Annotated in this window: 15 protein-coding genes and 1 pseudogene; 3 read left to right on the top strand and 13 right to left on the bottom strand. The window is 70.5% G+C overall.

Going from position 1 to position 17,328, the window contains the following annotated elements:
* Positions 1-340: 340 nt before the first annotated feature.
* The 5 genes and pseudogenes from ilvN to IPK24_11700 all read right to left on the bottom strand — a co-directional run bounded on the left by ilvN (position 341) and on the right by IPK24_11700 (position 8,176).
* Positions 341-853 carry an acetolactate synthase small subunit gene (ilvN, locus tag IPK24_11720; protein MBK8076207.1) on the bottom strand — a complete coding sequence of 171 codons (513 nt, stop codon included), beginning with the start codon at positions 851-853 and terminating at the stop codon, positions 341-343.
* A gap of 27 nt (positions 854-880) precedes the next feature.
* Positions 881-2,686 (bottom strand): annotated as a pseudogene (locus tag IPK24_11715) (acetolactate synthase large subunit).
* Positions 2,687-2,904: 218 nt separating this feature from the next.
* Entirely contained in the window at positions 2,905-5,568 is a 2,664-nt protein-coding gene (locus IPK24_11710; protein ID MBK8076206.1) for an EAL domain-containing protein, read from the bottom strand.
* A gap of 31 nt (positions 5,569-5,599) precedes the next feature.
* Entirely contained in the window at positions 5,600-7,297 is a 1,698-nt protein-coding gene (gene ilvD, locus IPK24_11705; GenBank protein MBK8076205.1) for a dihydroxy-acid dehydratase, read from the bottom strand.
* Between the two features lie 9 nt (positions 7,298-7,306).
* Entirely contained in the window at positions 7,307-8,176 is an 870-nt protein-coding gene (locus IPK24_11700) for an EamA family transporter (protein MBK8076204.1), read from the bottom strand.
* 139 nt (positions 8,177-8,315) lie between these two features.
* Here IPK24_11700 and IPK24_11695 point away from each other — a divergent pair, with 139 nt between their 5' ends.
* Positions 8,316-9,305, top strand: coding sequence for a LysR family transcriptional regulator (locus IPK24_11695; protein MBK8076203.1), 990 nt, complete (start codon positions 8,316-8,318; stop codon positions 9,303-9,305).
* Here IPK24_11695 and IPK24_11690 read toward each other — a convergent pair.
* Complete coding sequence (locus IPK24_11690; protein MBK8076202.1) at positions 9,230-9,562, bottom strand: cupin domain-containing protein; 333 nt, start codon at positions 9,560-9,562, stop codon at positions 9,230-9,232. The two genes, IPK24_11695 and IPK24_11690, sit on opposite strands and share 76 nt — an antisense overlap.
* 29 nt (positions 9,563-9,591) lie before the next feature.
* On the opposite strand from IPK24_11690, the gene IPK24_11685 reads away from it, so the two are divergent.
* Positions 9,592-10,392: a sirohydrochlorin chelatase gene (locus IPK24_11685; GenBank protein MBK8076201.1), complete on the top strand. Its 801-nt coding sequence runs from the start codon at positions 9,592-9,594 to the stop codon at positions 10,390-10,392.
* Entirely contained in the window at positions 10,389-11,894 is a 1,506-nt protein-coding gene (gene glpK / locus IPK24_11680; GenBank protein ID MBK8076200.1) for a glycerol kinase GlpK, read from the top strand. Before IPK24_11685 ends, glpK begins: the two co-directional genes overlap by 4 nt.
* Before the next feature lie 174 nt (positions 11,895-12,068).
* Here glpK and IPK24_11675 read toward each other — a convergent pair whose 3' ends face one another.
* The 7 genes from IPK24_11675 to IPK24_11645 all read right to left on the bottom strand — a co-directional run bounded on the left by IPK24_11675 (position 12,069) and on the right by IPK24_11645 (position 17,322).
* Positions 12,069-13,028, bottom strand: a complete 960-nt coding sequence (locus IPK24_11675; GenBank protein ID MBK8076199.1) for a hypothetical protein — start codon at positions 13,026-13,028, stop codon at positions 12,069-12,071.
* A gap of 261 nt (positions 13,029-13,289) precedes the next feature.
* Positions 13,290-14,054, bottom strand: a complete 765-nt coding sequence (locus IPK24_11670) for a GntR family transcriptional regulator (protein ID MBK8076198.1) — start codon at positions 14,052-14,054, stop codon at positions 13,290-13,292.
* 90 nt (positions 14,055-14,144) lie between these two features.
* Complete coding sequence (gene fabG / locus IPK24_11665) at positions 14,145-14,927, bottom strand: 3-oxoacyl-ACP reductase FabG (GenBank protein MBK8076197.1); 783 nt, start codon at positions 14,925-14,927, stop codon at positions 14,145-14,147.
* A gap of 62 nt (positions 14,928-14,989) precedes the next feature.
* The gene (locus tag IPK24_11660) at positions 14,990-15,967 is read right to left on the bottom strand and encodes a phosphotransferase (GenBank protein MBK8076196.1); all 978 of its coding nucleotides are present in this window, start codon (positions 15,965-15,967) and stop codon (positions 14,990-14,992) included.
* A 43-nt stretch (positions 15,968-16,010) separates the two neighbouring features.
* Positions 16,011-16,688 carry a microcompartment protein gene (locus IPK24_11655; protein ID MBK8076195.1) on the bottom strand — a complete coding sequence of 226 codons (678 nt, stop codon included), beginning with the start codon at positions 16,686-16,688 and terminating at the stop codon, positions 16,011-16,013.
* Positions 16,689-16,696: 8 nt separating this feature from the next.
* Positions 16,697-16,978: a BMC domain-containing protein gene (locus IPK24_11650; protein ID MBK8076194.1), complete on the bottom strand. Its 282-nt coding sequence runs from the start codon at positions 16,976-16,978 to the stop codon at positions 16,697-16,699.
* A gap of 89 nt (positions 16,979-17,067) precedes the next feature.
* Positions 17,068-17,322, bottom strand: coding sequence for a EutN/CcmL family microcompartment protein (locus tag IPK24_11645; protein ID MBK8076193.1), 255 nt, complete (start codon positions 17,320-17,322; stop codon positions 17,068-17,070).
* Between the last annotated feature and the right edge of the window lie 6 nt (positions 17,323-17,328).

Genomic DNA, 17,328 nt, shown 5'->3' with positions numbered 1-17,328 from the left:
CATCTCCTTCAAGTGGTCCATCAGTGGATGGGTATGGCGCAAACGATAGGTGCTCGGTACGACACGACGCTCCCGCCCGGGTCGCTGGAGCCGCCGGCTCGGTCGCAGAGCGTGGGTTCGATCACCGGGACACTGCCCCGGTGATCATGCAATCCGTGCACCTTCCGTGATCATGCAATCCGTGCACAGCAGTGACTCCCTGGCCGCCGTCGATGCCTCGGCGAGTCGGCAACGCCGCCGAGCCGCGCCGTCCACCCTGCACACGACGCGAGAAGGGCGTGCAGGAATTGCATGATCACGGGCGTTTTGTGCACGGATTGCATGATCACCGGGGGTGGGGTCAGGCCGAGCGGAGGGAGCGGTCGGTGATCGAGCGGCTGCCGCGGCCGATGGCCACCAGGCCGGACTGCACCAGCTCACGGATGCCGAACGGCTCGATGACCTTCAAGAAGGCCTCCAGCTTGTCCGGGTTGCCGGTGACCTCGACGGTGACCGCGTCGGGCGCGACGTCGACCACCTTGGCCCGGAACAGCCGCACCGTCTCCAGCACGTTGGACCGCGAGGTGATGTCGGCCTTGATCTTGACCAGCAGCAGCTCACGCTGCACCGAGGCGGTGGTCTCCAGTTCGACGATCTTGATCACGTTCACCAGCTTGTTGAGCTGCTTGGTGACCTGCTCCAGCGGCAGCCCCTCGACGTCCACCACGACCGTCATGCGTGAGACGTCAGGGTGCTCGGTCGGACCGACCGCCAGGGAGTGGATGTTGAAGCCGCGCCGGGCGAACAGACCGGCGGCGCGGGTCAGCACGCCGGGCTTGTTCTCGACCAGCACCGACAGCGTGTGCTTGCTCATGGTGGTTCGTGCCTCGTCTCTGAGTTCTCAGGTTCGGTTCAGTTCACGTTTCGGTTCGCCGGAGGTCGGCCGTCGAGGCCGGGGGTTCACCTCGCGGTCCCAGCTGGGGTGAGGTCGCGGGCGAAGAGGGATCTCGTCGTTGCTGACCCCGGCCGGCACCATCGGCCAGACCATCGAGTCGCGGAAGACCACGAAGTCGACGACCACCGGGACGTCGTTGATCGACATGGCCTTCTCGATGGTGGCGTCGACGTCCTCGGGGCGCTCACAGCGCAGCCCGACGCAGCCGTACGCCTCGGCGAGCTTGACGAAGTCCGGGATGCGCGACCCGACCGAGGTGTGCAGGTCGGTGTTGGAGTACCGCTCGTTGTAGAAGAGCGTCTGCCACTGCCGCACCATGCCCAGGCTGGAGTTGTTGATGATGCCGACCTTGATCGGGATGTCGTTGATGACGCAGGTGGCCAGCTCCTGGTTGGTCATCTGGAAGCAGCCGTCGCCGTCGATCGCCCAGACCGTGCGGTCCGGCATGCCGACCTTGGCACCCATCGCGGCCGGCATGGCGTAGCCCATCGTGCCCAGGCCGCCGGAGTTGATCCAGGTGTTGGGGTGCTCGTAGGAGATGAACTGCGAGGCCCACATCTGGTGCTGCCCCACGCCGGCGACGTAGATCGACTCCGGGCCGCTGATCTGCCCGATCCGGGAGATCACGTGCTGCGGCGAGACCTCACCGGCGGGCGGGGCCGCGTGCCCGAGCGGGTAGGTCTCGCGCAGCCGGTCGAGGTGGCGCCACCAGGCACCCAGGTCGGCCTTGCGCCCCTCGGCCAGTTCGGCCTCGACCGCGACGAGCAGCTCGGTCAGCACGTCCTTGGCGTCCCCGACGATCGGGACGTCGGCCACCCGGTTCTTGGAGATCTCGGCCGGGTCGATGTCGGCGTGCACCACCACCGCCTGCGGCGCGAAGGAGGACAGCTTGCCGGTCACCCGGTCGTCGAAGCGCGCCCCGAGGCTGAACAACAGGTCGCACTGCTGCAGCGCGGCGACCGCCGCCACCGTGCCGTGCATGCCGGGCATGCCCAGGTGCTGGGGCTGCTGTCCGGCAGCGCGCCGCGGGCCATCAGGGTGGTGACGACCGGCGCACCGGTCAGGTCGGTCAGGCGACGCAGCTCTGGCGCTGGCGCGCGCCTTGATCACGCCGCCGCCGACGTACAGCACCGGACGACGGGACTCGAGCAGCAGTTTGGCCGCCTGCTGGATCTGCTTGCTGTGCGGCTTGGTCACCGGGCGGTAGCCGGGCAGGTCGATCTTGTCGGTCCAGGCGAACGTGGTCTGGGCCTGCAGGGCGTCCTTGGAGACGTCCACCAGCACCGGGCCGGGCCGGCCGGTGCCGGCGATGTGGAACGCCTCGGCCAACACGTGCGGGATGTCCGCCGGGTCGGTGACCAGGTAGTTGTGCTTGGTGATCGGGATGGTGATCCCGGAGATGTCCGCTTCCTGGAAGGCGTCGGTGCCGATGGCGGCACTGGGCACCTGCCCGGTGATGGCGACCATCGGCACGCTGTCCATGTAGGCGTCGGCGATCGGCGTGACCAGGTTGGTCGCCCCCGGCCCGGAGGTCGCCATGCAGACCCCCACCCGACCGGTCGCCACGGCATATCCCTCGGCCGCATGCCCGGCACCCTGCTCGTGGCGCACCAGGATGTGCCGCACCGAGGGCGAGTCCATGAGCGGGTCGTAGAGCGGCAGGATCGCGCCGCCCGGGATGCCGAAGACCGTGTCGACGCCGAGCGACTCGAGCGAACGGACGAGACTCTGCGCCCCGGTCATGCTGGTCATGGGTATGCCTTTCGGGTCGGACTTTCAGGTCGGACTTTCAGGTCGGGCATTCAGTTGGACTGCCTCGGGAGACGAAAAGACCCCTCTGCCCGATCGGGGCGAGGGGTCGCGCGCTGGCTGAACAGCAGGGATGACGAAACGTCAGCCGGCGCGCCGGCCGAGTACGAGAAAGCGGGTGGAGAGCACGATGACACGGTTCCCCGGCGACGGCGCCCGTGTCAATCGCCTCGCGATGATGTCTCGTGATGTGAGACAGCCGGTGGGACGACCGGTGAATCGAGTGAGATGGACGGTCGCACCGGGCTGCGGCGCGCCAGATCGACCGGTGGCCCGTCGAGGACGTCGAGCAGCTCGGTCGAGCTCATCGCGCGGTGCAGCGCGAAGCCCTGCCCGGCCCAGGCTCCGAGGTCGCGCAGCAAGCGCGCGGTGGCCAGGTCCTCCAACCCCTCACAGACCACCTGGAGTCCCAGCCCTCGGGCCACGCCGATCACCGCGCGGACGACGGTCGTCGCCTTGGGGTCGCTGCCGACGCCACCGAGCAGGGTGCGATCGAGCTTGACGGTGGTCACCGGCATCCGCCGCAGGTAGGACAGGGAGGAGTACCCCGAGCCGAAGTCGTCGATCGCCAGCGCCACGCCGTCCGCCTGCAGCCGCCGGATGGTCAGGTCGGCGCGATCGCCCTCACCGAGCAACTGGCCCTCGGTGATCTCGATGAGCAACCGGTCGGGCGCCAGCCGGGCTGCGGCCAGGGCGCTGTGCACGGCCTCGACCACTGCCGGATCGGACAGCTGCCGGACGGACATGTTCACCCCCACCCGCAGGTCCTTGCCCATCTGCTGCCACAGCGCCGCCTGGTGCGTGGCCTCGGCCAGCACCCAGCGGCCGAGCTCGTCGATCTCGCCGGTCCCCTCGGCGACCTCGACCAACTCCGCCGGGCTGACCACCTCGGCCAGGGCCAGCTCGGCCTCCCCCGCCGGCACCCGCACCAGCGCCTCGACACCCACGATCACCCCGTCGGCCAAACGCACGATCGGCTGGTAGGCCAGGGTCAGCCGGCCGGTGTCCAGCGCCCGGCGCAACTCGATGGCGATGTCCACCTTGCGCCGCGCCCGCTCCTCGAGGGGGTGGTCCCAGACCACGACCCGGGTGCGAGCGCTCCGCTTGGCCGCCTCGGTGGCGATGTCGGCCCGATGCAGCAGCTCGGCCGCCCCCGTCGTCCCGAGCGGTAGTGCCGGCCAGGCGGCCTGCAGCGGGCTGGTGCGGTCATCCCGCGTGGCGGCGATACCGATGCCTGCGCCGAGCCGCACCGGGCGATCGCGGACCCGGAACGGGGAGTCGAGCGCGCCGAGCATCTGCTCGGCCAGCTCCAGCACCCGCGGCAGCGGCAGGCCGGCGAGAGCGATCACGAACTCGTCGCCCCCGATCCGCGCCAGCACCGGTGCCGGCTGCGGGCCGGTGCCGCGCACCTGCGGGTCGGCACTGACCAGGTTCTGCAACCGCACCGCGACCTCGCGCAGCACGCCGTCCCCGAGCTCGTGCCCGAACCGGTCGTTGACGGCCTTGAAACCGTCGAGGTCCAGGTGCACCAGGCACACCGAGCGGGCGGCCACGAGCCACTCGCCGATGGCGCTCAGCAGATGGTCGCGGTTGACCAGCCCGGTGACCGGGTCGTGGTGGGTCAGCTCGAAGATCTGCCGGCGCAGCTGCGCCGCCTCGGTGACGTCGCCCAGCGTGACCATCGCGCCCTCGGGCACCGCCCGCAGCCGCAACGAGGCTGCGCCGGAGGCCGGCGGTGCCAGCGAGATCTGCAGCCGAGCCGAGGCCCGACGGCCACTGGTGATCGCCAACACCACCTCACGCAGCGCCTCCCGGTCGTCCAACGGCACCAGCTCGGCCAGGTCGTTGCCCACCAGCGTCTGCGCCGGGCGTTGCAGCACCGCGCAGTCACCATCGGTGGCACTGACCACCTGGCCCCGACGATCCACCCCCAGGACGACGTCCGCGCTGTCCTCGACGACGGCGGCCAGCGTGGCGCGCGACCGGTCGAGCTCATCGGCCAGCCGGGCGGCGGTCCCCGCCTCACGCCAGCGGGCGAGCAGCATCTGCATCGCGAGCAGGCCCACGGCCAACCAGGCCACCGTGCCGGGCACCCGCCGCTCCAGCAGCGAGCCGGCCACCTGAACCGCCAGTGCTGCCGCGGCCACGGCGAGCGCCACCGTCTGGTGGATCCGCCGGGTCGGGGTGAGCTGCGCCGTCCCGAGTCGTTCGGGCACCTCACCCCGCAACACCGGCAGGGCCGCGAGGGCCACGAACCCCAGAACCTGGCCGGCCGTGGCGATCTCGCCGTCGCCGATCACCCCGGCGAGTCCGGCGAGGGTGAAACTCGCCGCCGACAGGACGGCGGCGGCCGGCTGCAGGTCATGCGGGTCGGGCAGGCCGCTGGTGCCGGGCCCGTCGAACATCTCCTGCAGCGCGGCCTGACCCCACACCGCGAGCACCGACAGCCCGAGCAGGGCCATGACCAGCGGCCGGAGGACGGCGGCCGCCTGGACGTCGTCCGACAGCCCCACAACCGTGGCCAGACCCCACCCCAGGGTCAGCAATGCCGTCGCCAGGACGGTGGCCTCCCAGCGAGCCAGCAGCAGCCGGGACAGCCCCAGCATCGCCCATGCCCCGGCCGCCAGCGACAACGGCCAGCCGACCGTGCCGACCAGCGTGGGGCGCGCCACCACGAACAGCTGCGCGATCCCCGCGGTGGCCGCCCAGGCGGCGATCGCCAGAGCCGAGCGTCCGGCGCGTGGCGAGCGCAGGCCCCGGTCGAGCCAGGTGGCACAGGCGGCCGCCGCGCTCAGGGTGAGCAGCCACCCGAGCACCAGACTCATCGGTGCCCCCGACCCCACGCCCGGTCCCGACTCAGTCGCAGACCGCGCCGAGGGACGCCGACCCGACCAGTCGCGCGTACTTGGCCAAGACGCCGCGGGTGTAGCGCGGCGGCAACGGCTGCCAGCCCACCGCCCGCGCGGCCAACTCGTCACCCTCGACGAGCAGGTCGAGGGTGCCGGCAGCGACGTCCAGCCGGATCCGGTCACCGGTGCGCACGTGGGCGATCGGTCCGCCGTCGACCGCCTCGGGGGCGAGGTGCCCGACGCACAGGCCCGTCGTCCCGCCGGAGAACCGGCCGTCGGTGACCAGCAGCACGTCCTTGCCCAGTCCGGCGCCCTTGATCGCACCGGTGATCGCGAGCATCTCGCGCATCCCGGGGCCGCCCTTGGGTCCCTCGTAGCGGATCACCACGACGTCCCCGGCCTGAATGGTGCCGTCCTCCAGCGCATCCAGCGCGGCACGCTCCCGCTCGAACACCCGCGCCGTGCCCTCGAAGACGTCGGAGTCGAACCCGGCGCTCTTCACCACGGCCCCCTCGGGCGCCAAACTGCCTCGTAGCACGGTGATTCCACCGCTGCGGTGGATCGGTCGGTCGAGGGGTCGCAACACGGTGCCGTCCAGCGCCGGTGGATCGATGGCGGCCAGGTTCTCGGCCAGGGTCGCGCCGGTGACGGTGAGCGCATCGCCGTGCAGCAGGCCGGCGTCCAGTAGTGCCCGCATCACCACCGGGACGCCGCCGACCCGGTCGATGTCGGTCATCACGTGGGCGCCGAACGGTTTGACGTCGGCCAGATGCGGCACCCGGGCACCGATGCGGGTGAAGTCGTCCAGGCTCAGCTCGACCTCGGCCTCGTGCGCGATCGCCAGCAGGTGCAGCACCGCATTGGTGGAGCCGCCGAACGCCATCACCACCGCGATGGCGTTCTCGAAGGCCTCGAGGGTCAGGATGTCCCGGGCGGTGATGCCCTGGCGCAGCAGGTTGACCACGGCCTCACCCGACTTGCGGGCGAAGCCGTCGCGGCGCCGGTCGGTGGCCGGCGGCGCGGCACTGCCGGGCAGCGACATGCCGAGGGCCTCGGCGGCACTGGCCATGGTGTTGGCGGTGTACATGCCACCGCAGGCACCCTCGCCGGGACAGATGGCGCGCTCGATGGCATCGACGTCCGCGCGGCTCATCAGGCCCCGGGAACAGGCGCCGACCGCCTCGAAGGCATCGATGATCGTGACCTGGCGTTCGCTGCCGTCGGACAACTTGGCGATGCCGGGCAGGATCGAGCCGGCGTAGAGGAACACCGATGCGAGATCCAGCCGAGCCGCGGCCATCAACATGCCCGGCAACGACTTGTCGCAGCCGGCGAGCAACACGCTGCCGTCGAGCCGTTCGGCCTGCATCACGGTCTCGACGCTGTCGGCGATCACCTCGCGGCTGACCAGCGAGAAGTGCATGCCCTCGTGACCCATCGAGATGCCGTCGCTGACACTGATCGTGGCGAACTCGAGTGGGTAGCCGCCGGCCGCGTGGACGCCGTCCTTGCTCGCCTTGGCCAGCCGGTCGAGCGACAGGTTGCACGGGGTGATCTCGTTCCATGAACTGGCCACTCCGATCTGCGGTTTGGCGAAGTCGTCGTCGCCCATGCCCACCGCGCGCAGCATCCCGCGGGAGGCCGCTTTCTCGAGCCCGTCGGTGACGGCTCGGCTGCGAGGCTTCAGATCGGGGTTCTGGCTCACGGGGTGAGTCTAGGTCCGAATCGGCCGGTTTCCGGGGAGCAGACTGATCCCGACGCCGACCAGCAGCACGACGCCGCCGAGCATCTCGAGTGGCTTCGACCGCTCGCCCAGGACGAGGAACGCCGAGGCCATGCCGGCCACCGGAACCAGCATGGCGAAAGGCACCACCGAGCCGGCCGGGTGGCGGGACAGCAGGGTGTTCCAGATGCCGTAGCCGAGCAGCGAGGACAGCCACGCCGTGAACAGCGCCGAGGCGATCACGACAGGGGTCAGGTGGGTCAGGGCCGCGCCGATCGCTGCCGGCCCCTCGATCAGGTACGACAGCACCGCCATCGGCACCGGCACCACCAGGCCCGACCAGACCACCAGCGACAACCCGGACGACGCCTGCGCGGTGCGTGCCACCACGTTGCCGATCGCCCAGGAACCGGCCGCGGCCACCACCAGGAGCAACGGCACCACGGGCGCGCTGCTCGCCCGACCGGCGGCCACCACCGCGAGCCCGGCCAGACCGATCAGGACGCCGGCGATCTGGCTGCGCCGCGGTCGTTCGTGCAGGGCGACGGCGGCCAACAGAACCGTGAACAGCACCTGAACCTGGATCACCAGCGGAGTCAAGCCGGTGGGCATGCCCAGGTGCATGGCCACGTACATCAGGGCGAACTGCCCCAGGCTCATGAACATCCCGATCAGGACGACGACCCGCCACCCGGCCCGCGGCGGCGGCACGAAGAACACCGCCGGCAGACAGACCAGCACGAACCGCAATGCCACGAACAACAACGGGGGCACCACCTGCAGCCCGGCGTGGATGACGACGAAGTTCACCCCCCAGATCAGGGCGACCAGAACGGCGAGTGCCGTGTCGCGCAAGGGCATCCCGGTGGCGGATGGGCGATCGGTCAGCGGGGCCGGCGCGGTGGCGGAGGTCGTGGACGGGCTCACCCGGTCAGTCTGCGGGGCGCAGACCATGTAGCACCAGCAAATAGATGTGCATCGAACACAGTAGCCTTGCTTCATGATGGATCTGGTGGCGCTGAGGTCGCTGGTGGCGGTGGCCCGTGACGGATCGGTGGTCTCGGCCGCCGCGGGGCTCGGCTACACCCCCTCGGCCATCTCGCAGCAGATCAAGAAACTCGAGTCCCACGCCGGGGTGGCGCTGCTGGAGCGCGTGGGGCGCGGCGTCGTCCTGACCGAACCCGGCCGGTTGCTGGTCGAGCGGGCCGAGGCGATCCTGGCCCAGCTCGAGGAGCTCACCGCCTCGGTGCAGGCGGGCCAGGGCCGCCCCACCGGGCGGCTGCGCGTGGCGGCGTTCTCGACCGCGGTACGTGGCCTGGTGGCCGAGGCGGTGCACGATCTCGGCGTCGCGGCACCCGAGGTACAGGTCGGCCTGGTCGAGATGGACCCGTGGGATGCCCTGGCCGCCGTGGCCGCCGGTCAGGTGGACCTGGCCGTGGTGCACAACTGGGAGCCGATCCCGCTCAACGTGCCGGTGCACCTGCGCATCCGCTCACTGGGCACCGACATCGCCGATGTGCTGGTGCCGCACGACCACCCGCTGGCCGGACGGCGCTGGGTCACGGCCGCCGCTCTGGCCGACCAGCACTGGGTGAGTGTGCCCGAGGGGTCGATCTGCCACCAGTGGCTCACCACGATGCTGCGCTCGGTGGGCACCGAGCCCCGGATCAGCCATTGGTCGGCCGAGTTCGCCAGCCACGTCGAACTCGTCGGGCACGGCGTGGCCACGGCCCTCGTGCCACGACTCGGGCGCGGGCCCTTGCCGGCCACGGTGCGAGCCCTCTCCGTCCGAGATCCGGTGCCGACCCGCACCGTCAGCGTCGCCTGGCGCGCCACCATGGCCGAGTCCCCTGCGCTGCGAACCGGTTTGGAGATCCTGACCCGACTGGGGCGAACCCACCTGGCTCACCCGGCTCACCGGGACCGGCTACCCTCCGCGGGGCCGAACACCACCGCCACCCGGAAGTCCGGCTCGACCGCCACGAAGTGATGGGCCACCCCGGCCGCCACGAACAGGATGTCGCCGGGGCCAGCACGGAAGTCACCGTGCTCGGTGACCAGGGTGGCGCGGCCGGCGATCACGACGTACACCTCGTCCTCGGTGTGCGGCTGCTGGGGGTCCTGCCCCCCGGCGGGGATGGCGTAGGTGCCGACCGACAGATCGTCACTGCGGTGGTGCTCGACATAGGTGGCGCGGGTCGCCACCAGCGCGAGAGCAGGAACGAACTTCACCGGTGCGGACGTCATGGCCGCCATGATGGCGCACGGCGGCGACAATGGCCTGCGTGTCCGCCCCTCGGAGCGCCCCCGGGTCGCCGGCCGTGCCACCGGCTGGTCCATGGGTTCCACCGGTGCTGGTGGCCTGCGCGCACGGCACCGGCAGCGCCGCCGGACGCCGCGAGCTCGCCCGCTTGCGCCTGGCCGTGGCGGCAGCCCGGACCGGGCTCGAGGTGGTGGCGGCTCACGCGGATGTCGAGGTGCAACGACCCGGGATCGCCCGCGTGCTCACGCGCCTGGCCGAGCGGCAGCAGGCGAGTGTCGTCGTCCCGCTGCTGCTCTCGACCGGCTACCACGTGGAGCAGGACATCGGGGACGCCGTGGCCGCACCTGCCGCACGGGGTCTGGCCATCGCCGCCGCCCCGCTGGGGCCGGACGAGCTGCTGATCGACGTCCTGGTCGACCGGCTGCGCGCGTGTGGCGCGCGGCGTGACGATGCCGTGGTGCTGGCCGCAGCCGGCTCGAGGCGACCACGGGCGCAGGCCGATGTGGCGTGGACGGCGCGGCGGCTGGCCGAGCGGTGGGGTGCGGCCGTCGAGGTCGGCTACCTGGCCGGTGCGCCGTCGCTGGGCGAGGTCGTCACGCAGCTGCGCGCGCGGCGTCCGGGGGTGACCGTGACTCTGGCCGCCTACCTGCTGGCGCCGAGCGCGTTCGGTGACCGATTGGCCAGTGCCGGGGCCGATCGGGTGGCGGCGCCGCTGGTGGGGCACCCGGCCTTGATCGAGCTCACGCTGGCGCGCTATGACCAGGCGTGCCGCGAGGCGCGATACTCGCTGCAGCCGAGAGGAGACGTGCGATGACGGACTACGTGGCGGCGATCGATCAGGGCACCACCAGCACCCGGTGCATGCTGTTCGACGACGCGGGGCTGACGGTGGCCATGGCCCAGGTCGAGCACCGTCAGATCTTTCCGCGGGCCGGTTGGGTCGAGCACGATCCGGGCGAGGTGTGGGCCAACACGCAGCGCGTGATCACCGAGGCGCTGGCCTCGGCGGGGGTCGCGGCGGGACGGGTTGCGGCGGTGGGCATCACCAATCAACGCGAGACCACGCTGATCTGGGACCGACACACCGGTGAGCCGGTGGGCAACGCGATCGTCTGGCAGGACACCCGCACCGACGCCATCTGCGAGCAGTTGGGTTCACTCGGCGGCGGCGCCGGCCGGTATCGCGACCGGGTCGGCCTGCCCTTGGCGACCTACTTCGCCGGGCCGAAGGCACGGTGGATCCTCGACGAGGTGGCCGGCGCCCGCGCCCGGGCCGAGCGCGGCGATCTGGTCATGGGCACCATGGACAGCTGGGTGTTGTGGAACCTCACCGGCGGGGCATCCGGCGGGGCGCACCTGACCGACGTGACCAACGCCAGCCGCACCCTGCTGATGGATCTGGACACCCTGGCCTGGGATCACGACATCGCGGCCGAGATGCGACTGCCCTCCTCGATGCTGCCCGAGATCCGTTCGTCCTCAGGGGATTTCGGGAGGGTTCACGGCGGAGAGCTGGACGGCGTCCCGATCACGGGGGTGTTGGGTGACCAGCAGGCCGCCACGTTCGGACAGGCGTGTTTCACGCCGGGGACGGGTAAGAACACCTACGGCACCGGGTGCTTCTTCCTGCTGAACACCGGGACGTCGAAGGTGGCCAGCAGCCACGGCTTGCTGACCACCGTCTGCTATCGCATCGGTGACCAGGCCCCGGTGTACGCCCTGGAGGGGTCGGTCGCCGTCACCGGGTCGCTGGTGCAGTGGTTGCGCGACAACCTGGGGCTCATCTCGTCGGCGTCCGAGATCGAGGCGCTGGCGGCGTCCGTGCCCGACAACGGTGGTGCCTATCTGGTGCCCGCGTTCTCGGGACTGTTCGCGCCGTACTGGCGGTCCGACGCGCGCGGGGCGCTGGTGGGGCTGACCCGGTTCGTGAACCGGGGACACATCGCCCGCGCCGCGTTGGAGGCGGTGGCGTTCCAGACCCGCGAGGTGGTCGAGGCGATGGTCGCCGACTCGGGCGTGGCGCTCTCGGAGCTCAAGGTGGATGGCGGCATGGTCGTCAACGAGTTGTTGATGCAGTTCCAGGCCGACATCCTCGGCGTGCCGGTGGTCCGGCCCCGGGTCACCGAGACCACGGCCCTGGGTGCTGCCTATGCCGCCGGCCTCGCCGTCGGCTACTGGCCGAGCCTGGAGGCGTTGCGCACCAACTGGATCGAAGGCGCCCGCTGGACCCCCGCCATGGACGACGACCACCGAGCAGCCCTCTACGGCCAGTGGAAGAAGGCCGTCACCCGCACCTTCGACTGGGTCGACAGCTGACCCACCGCCCAGCCGCCACCAAGCATGATCACGTTGAAGATCACGTTGCGGGAATCCGTCACTTCTGAGCACACGAACTCCTCAACGTGATCTTCCACGGTGTCCAAATCCCTCAACGTGATCTTCAACGTGATCATGCGAGCCTTTCAGCGGACGACTCCGATGCGGGCGGGGTCAGACTCTCGGCGTCGCGATCACGTTCGGGCGAGCCGAGCCGCGGCGCGCAGCGTGGGCTCTGCTGATTCGGGCGAGCACGCCGGACGGGCTCGCGCGCAGTTGCTGCGGGGTGATCGCGATCACCGGCACGCCGTACTCGGCGAAGACGCCGTCCTGATGCAGCGTGTGCTCCCAGTCGGCGACGCCGAAGTGATGGCGACGCGAGTGCACCTGGATCGCCAGGCCGACGTCGTCCAACCAGCAGTCAGGAGTCGGCAATCGCGTCCCGTCGGGAGCCTGCAGGACCGGATTCGCCCACACCACAGGGAATCGGCCACTGGACCGCAACACCTGCAACAGGTCGTGCTCGGGAACCGACCACGCACCGGACGCCGCTGCGTCGATTCCCGCGCGCAGCAGTGCACTTCCGCACCGCGGGCCGTCGTCCAGCTCGACCCGCAACTCCTCGATCGTCACCAGCTCTCGCTGAACGGACTCGATCACCACAGCACGGGCATCGCGCACCGACGGCGCGTCCCGCGCGGCATCCGCGAACGACCTCGCGGCGGAGGCGAAGACCAGGCAGCCTCGACGCAGCTGCTTCGGATCGGGACGTCGGCTGCGTCGGATCACGAGCGCCGGGTTGGCCGTGAGCGTCCGAGCGAGCGGGATGAACAGGTGCACCCGCCCGTCGTCCGGGGCGTTGACCGAACCTCGCCATCGCGCGGCCGTGTTCGAGGTGATGACCGCACCCTCACCGGCATACAACGAGGCCGCCACCAACTGTTGTCTTGCGCTCAGCCGACCCCGAAACGAGGCCACGACCCCGGGGAGGACGACCGACCATTCGCGGCGGAGCCACCACCGAACGTCGTGCGGGCTCCACCCCGCCTCATAGAGCTGCCGCCGCGTGACCAGGCCGTCCTGGGTCCGGAGCAATTCCACGACGGTCGTCGACAGATCTCGCGAGAGCACCACGGCGCGATCGTGGCGCCTCACGACCGGGCGCGTCGATGCCCTACCCGCCACCTGTGGATAACCGAGGCCGACCCATGATCACGTTGAAGATCGCGTTGCACAGATCCGTCACATTTGCGCAGACGAGATCCTCAACGTGATCTTCCTCGAGGCCCGAATCCCTCAACGTGATCTTCAACGTGATCATGGAGGGCAGGAGGAGGGACAGGTGAAGGGGCCACTCGGGTGGAGGTTCGGGTAGAGGGGCGGGTGGAGGGCCACTCAGGTGGAGGCGCCACCCGCGACGACGTCCGGCAGCGAGGACTGTGGCAACGGCTCGACCACGCGCCCCCGCAACCGCGCCGCCTCGGCCGGCGGCGAGCCCTGCACCCGCACACTGATCCGAATCCGGTCGGCGCGGAACAGGTCTCGGGAGTACTCGAAGGCACGGCCCGCGGCGTCCACCGTGGTCCGGAGTACCTGCACGAGGGGCGCCCCGGGTTCGATGTCGAGGATCGAGGCCTCCGACTCCCCCGCGGCGATCACCTCGATCTGCTCCAGCGCCTCCGCCGGACGAATGCCGAACTCGCGGTCGAGCAACTCGTACAACGAGCCCGACAGGCTGCGCTCGGGCAGGCCGGGCACCAGGTGAGCCGGGATCACCGCGCGTTCGAGCGAGATCGGGGCACCGTCGGCGAGCCGGATGCGCACCAGGTCGACCACGAAGTCCTCCGGCCCCAGACCGAGTGCCACAGCGGCGTCCGCCTCGGCCAGCGAGACCGAGACCGAGACCACTCGCGAGCCCGCGGTGTACCCCTGGTCGCGCAACAGCAGCGGGACGCCGACGATGCGCGACAGATCCCGATCCACCTTCGCCGAGGCGACGAACGTGCCACCCCCGCGCCCGGGCACCCGGCGCAGTGCCCCGGAGGACTCCAACGAGATCAACGCTTGGCGCAACGTCGACCGGCTGACCCCCAGCCGCACGGCGAGATCCCGCTCGGGTTCGAGTTTCTGCCCCGGGTCGAGCACCCCCTGCTGGATCATCCAGGCGATGCGGCGACGCACCTCGCGCGCCGTCGGCCCCAGATCAGCCGAACCGGGGTCCGGAGCATGGCCCGACGGGCCGATGGTCACCTACATCGCCTCCAGCGCTGCCAGCGACTCGGGCAGGATCTGCCCACCGTCGATCACGAGCGCCTGACCGGTGATGTAAGCAGCCTCATCGGTCGCGAAGAACAGTGCTGCGTTGCCGATGTCGCTCACCTCTCCCAACCGCCGCTGCGGGATGGACATCTCCATGGCCTGGCGATACTCCGGGCCGAGATCCGCCAGCCCCTCGGTAGCGATATTGCCAGGCAGGACGGCGTTCACGGTGATCCCGCGCGGGGCGAGCTCGATCGCGGCAGTACGCATGAAGCCGAGCTGAGCCGCCTTGCTGGCGCCGTAGTGCGACCAGCCGGGATAACCGGTGACCGGTCCGGTGATCGAGGAGGTCAGGACCACCCGGCCGTGCCCGGACGCCGTGAGCGCCGGCAAACAGGCCTGCACGCTGAGCATGCAGCCCTTGACGTTGGTGGCGTAGACCAGGTCGAAGTCGGCCTCGGTCATGTCGGCCAGCTTGCTGTCGGGGAAGATCCCGGCGTTGGCGCACAGCACATCGATGCCGCCGAAGGCCTCGATCGCCGCAGCGGCCATCAACTCGCACGAGGCCTTGGACGTCACGTCGCCCAGGTAGGACGTGACCGACCCTGCGCCCAGCGCATCCAGCTCGGACGCCGCGCGCGCGGCGTCCTCGGCGTTGCGTCCGGTGATCAGCACATTCGCACCGGCCCGGGCGAACACCGCGGCGATGCCCTTACCGATGCCCTTGGTGGCCCCGGTGACGATGACGGATCGTCCTGCGACAGAGGTGAACATGACGCTCCTACTCGGCTGTGGTCGACGGAATGGTCGGAGGGATGAACGCGGAACGGTCGAGATCAGGCGTGATCGGACAGGTACTGCTCGGCCAGGTGGCAACTCATCGTGGTGAATTCCGGCCCCATCTCCTGCGCGGTCTCGGTCGCGGAGTGAGAACCGATCCAGGCCACGAGCAACAGCCGGCGCAGCATGACGAACGTCGGTAGCTCGGCTTCGTCGGCGGCGCTGAGTTCGGCCACGGTGCGGTACCCGCGCACCCAGGCGTCGATCAGCTCGGGGATGTACGGCTCGTGCTCGATGAACGACACCGAGGAGGCGAGGTCGTACAGGTACCAACTGAATCCGCAGTCGTCGAAGTCGATGACGTTGACCTGATCACCGCAGACCAGGAGGTTCGCCAAGCGCATGTCGGCGTGCACCAGGCCGAATCGCTCGGGACCGGTGCCATGGGCCGCGAGTCGATGCTGCAGCACCTCGCTCAACCGGCCCAGGACGGCGAGCTCCTCGGCACCCATGCCCAGGCCGTCCTGCCAGCGGCCCCACCAGCCCCGATCCCCGATCGAGGTGTCGTAGTCCCAGACGAACCGGGTGAAACCCGTCGGCCGCGACCAGGTTCGAGCGTGAGTGTGCAGCCGCGCGGTGATCGCCCCGAGCTGGACGAAGTCACTCGCCAACCGCGTGGCGTCCGGTTCGGCGCCCTCCACCCAGGCGAAGCGCACCACCTGTCGGGTACGTCCGTCCGGCAGCGCCGCGGTGACCACCGACGAGCCATCGGCCGCCGGCAGGTAGGCCGGGGTCGACACCACGTGATCGGAGCGCAGGGCGTCGATCCAGGCCAGCTCGCTGCGAATCGCCTCGATCGAGTGATATCCGCTGCGGTGCACCCGCAACACACTGCGCCCGGCGTCCGGGTCGTCGATCGCGAACGTGCCGTTCTCGGACACGTTCAACAGGCTGAGCGTGGCCTGCGGGTGCAGGCCGTACGCCGGCAACGCCGCGTGGGCGAACGCCGCGAAGTCCTCCGCTGAATCGGTCACGCTTCCTCCTCGTCGTCCCCGTGTCAGGTCGTGACAGGTCGCGTCAGTGATCGCGACCGGCCACCGCACCGAGCGCAGCCACGATCGCCTCCCGTGCCCGCTGCACGGTAGCCGTATCCCCCGACAGGTAGACCCGGCCCGCCGCCCCGATCATCGAGACGTCGACCAAGGTGGCCTCCGGGGCCACCTTCTCGGCCTCGTTGACGGCCATCGCCGCGAACAGCGCCGGGGTCACCTCGACCACCAACAGGCTCTGCCCGGGCAGCAGCATCGAGGCCTGCCGGGTGCGGTTGACGATCACCGCGTGCTGGTCCTGCACGTCCTCGATCACGTCGTGGTAGAGCAGCTGCGGCCGCAGCTGGTCGGCCGGTGACGCGCCGATCCCCGCCAGGATCGCCTCGCCCGCAGCCCGGACGTCGTCCGCCGAGTCGGCGTGCACCTCGAGGATGCCGAACTGTCGCTCGACGAACAGCAGCCCGACCTCGAGTGACGGCATGGCGTGCAGCGCGAGCGAGGTGACCCGCTCGATCGCCAGACCCGGTGCCACCTCGACGATCAGGGCGTGCTGGCCGGCATACGGCGGGTACCCACGAGCCCGGGTGGGTGTCCCCAGGTAGGCGGCGAACTGCGGCTGCAGGTCCTCGAGCACGAGGTAGACCCGTAGCTGCGGTGCCGGCACGGGGACAGGTGCGGACGCCGACGCGGACGCGCTCACGGTCATTCGACCCGTCAGTCGCCGGCGACCACGAAGTGGCGGGCCAGCTCGGCGTGCGGCCGCGGGATGACGTGCACGCTGACCAGCTCGCCCACCTGACCGGCGGTCTCGGCGCCGGCCTCGGTGGCGGCCTTGACCGCGCCGACGTCGCCGACGATGGTCACGGCGACCAGACCGTCGCCGACCTGCTCGCGCCCGACGATGACGACGTTGGCGGCCTTGACCATGGCGTCCGCCGCGGCCAGCGCCGCCACGTAGCCCTTGGTCTCGATCATTCCGATGGCGTTGGATGCCATGGTGCTTCTCCTTTACCTGAGAACTACTCCTGGGAACCAGCCGAAATGGGTTCTCGCGAGCGGCAGTCAGCCGCCCGCGACGTGGTGGATCAGGCCGACGATCGCGGCTCGTCGATCGAGCCGATGATCAACGCGTCGATCGGTGGGTGCGGCCCCGGGAACCACGCCGCCGCAACGGATCCGGTGGCGACCAGCACCGACTCCCCCGGGCCGCTGCCCAGCGCGTCGAACGCGATCATCCGGGCCGAACCACCCTCGAGCTCGACCTCGAGGAATGCCCCGTTCGGCACCTCGGGCAGGCGCTTGGTGGCCCACACGTTGCCGATCACCTTGGCTCTGAGCATGACCTC

The organism is Kineosporiaceae bacterium (genome assembly GCA_016713225.1).
Taxonomy (GTDB): domain Bacteria; phylum Actinomycetota; class Actinomycetes; order Actinomycetales; family Kineosporiaceae; genus JADJPO01.
Note: the sequence above shows the minus strand (reverse complement) of the source record. Positions and strands in the feature narration are given on the sequence as shown.

Coding starts and splice junctions, on each gene's coding strand:
- ilvN (MBK8076207.1), bottom strand. CDS start 853: ATGAGCAAGCACACGCTGTCGGTGCTGGTCGAGAACAAGCCCGGCGTG.
- IPK24_11710 (MBK8076206.1), bottom strand. CDS start 5,568: ATGAGTCTGGTGCTCGGGTGGCTGCTCACCCTGAGCGCGGCGGCCGCC.
- IPK24_11700 (MBK8076204.1), bottom strand. CDS start 8,176: ATGCCCTTGCGCGACACGGCACTCGCCGTTCTGGTCGCCCTGATCTGG.
- IPK24_11695 (MBK8076203.1), top strand. CDS start 8,316: ATGATGGATCTGGTGGCGCTGAGGTCGCTGGTGGCGGTGGCCCGTGAC.
- IPK24_11690 (MBK8076202.1), bottom strand. CDS start 9,562: ATGACGTCCGCACCGGTGAAGTTCGTTCCTGCTCTCGCGCTGGTGGCG.
- IPK24_11685 (MBK8076201.1), top strand. CDS start 9,592: ATGGCCTGCGTGTCCGCCCCTCGGAGCGCCCCCGGGTCGCCGGCCGTG.
- glpK (MBK8076200.1), top strand. CDS start 10,389: ATGACGGACTACGTGGCGGCGATCGATCAGGGCACCACCAGCACCCGG.
- IPK24_11670 (MBK8076198.1), bottom strand. CDS start 14,054: ATGATCCAGCAGGGGGTGCTCGACCCGGGGCAGAAACTCGAACCCGAG.
- fabG (MBK8076197.1), bottom strand. CDS start 14,927: ATGTTCACCTCTGTCGCAGGACGATCCGTCATCGTCACCGGGGCCACC.
- IPK24_11655 (MBK8076195.1), bottom strand. CDS start 16,688: ATGACCGTGAGCGCGTCCGCGTCGGCGTCCGCACCTGTCCCCGTGCCG.
- IPK24_11650 (MBK8076194.1), bottom strand. CDS start 16,978: ATGGCATCCAACGCCATCGGAATGATCGAGACCAAGGGCTACGTGGCG.
- IPK24_11645 (MBK8076193.1), bottom strand. CDS start 17,322: ATGCTCAGAGCCAAGGTGATCGGCAACGTGTGGGCCACCAAGCGCCTG.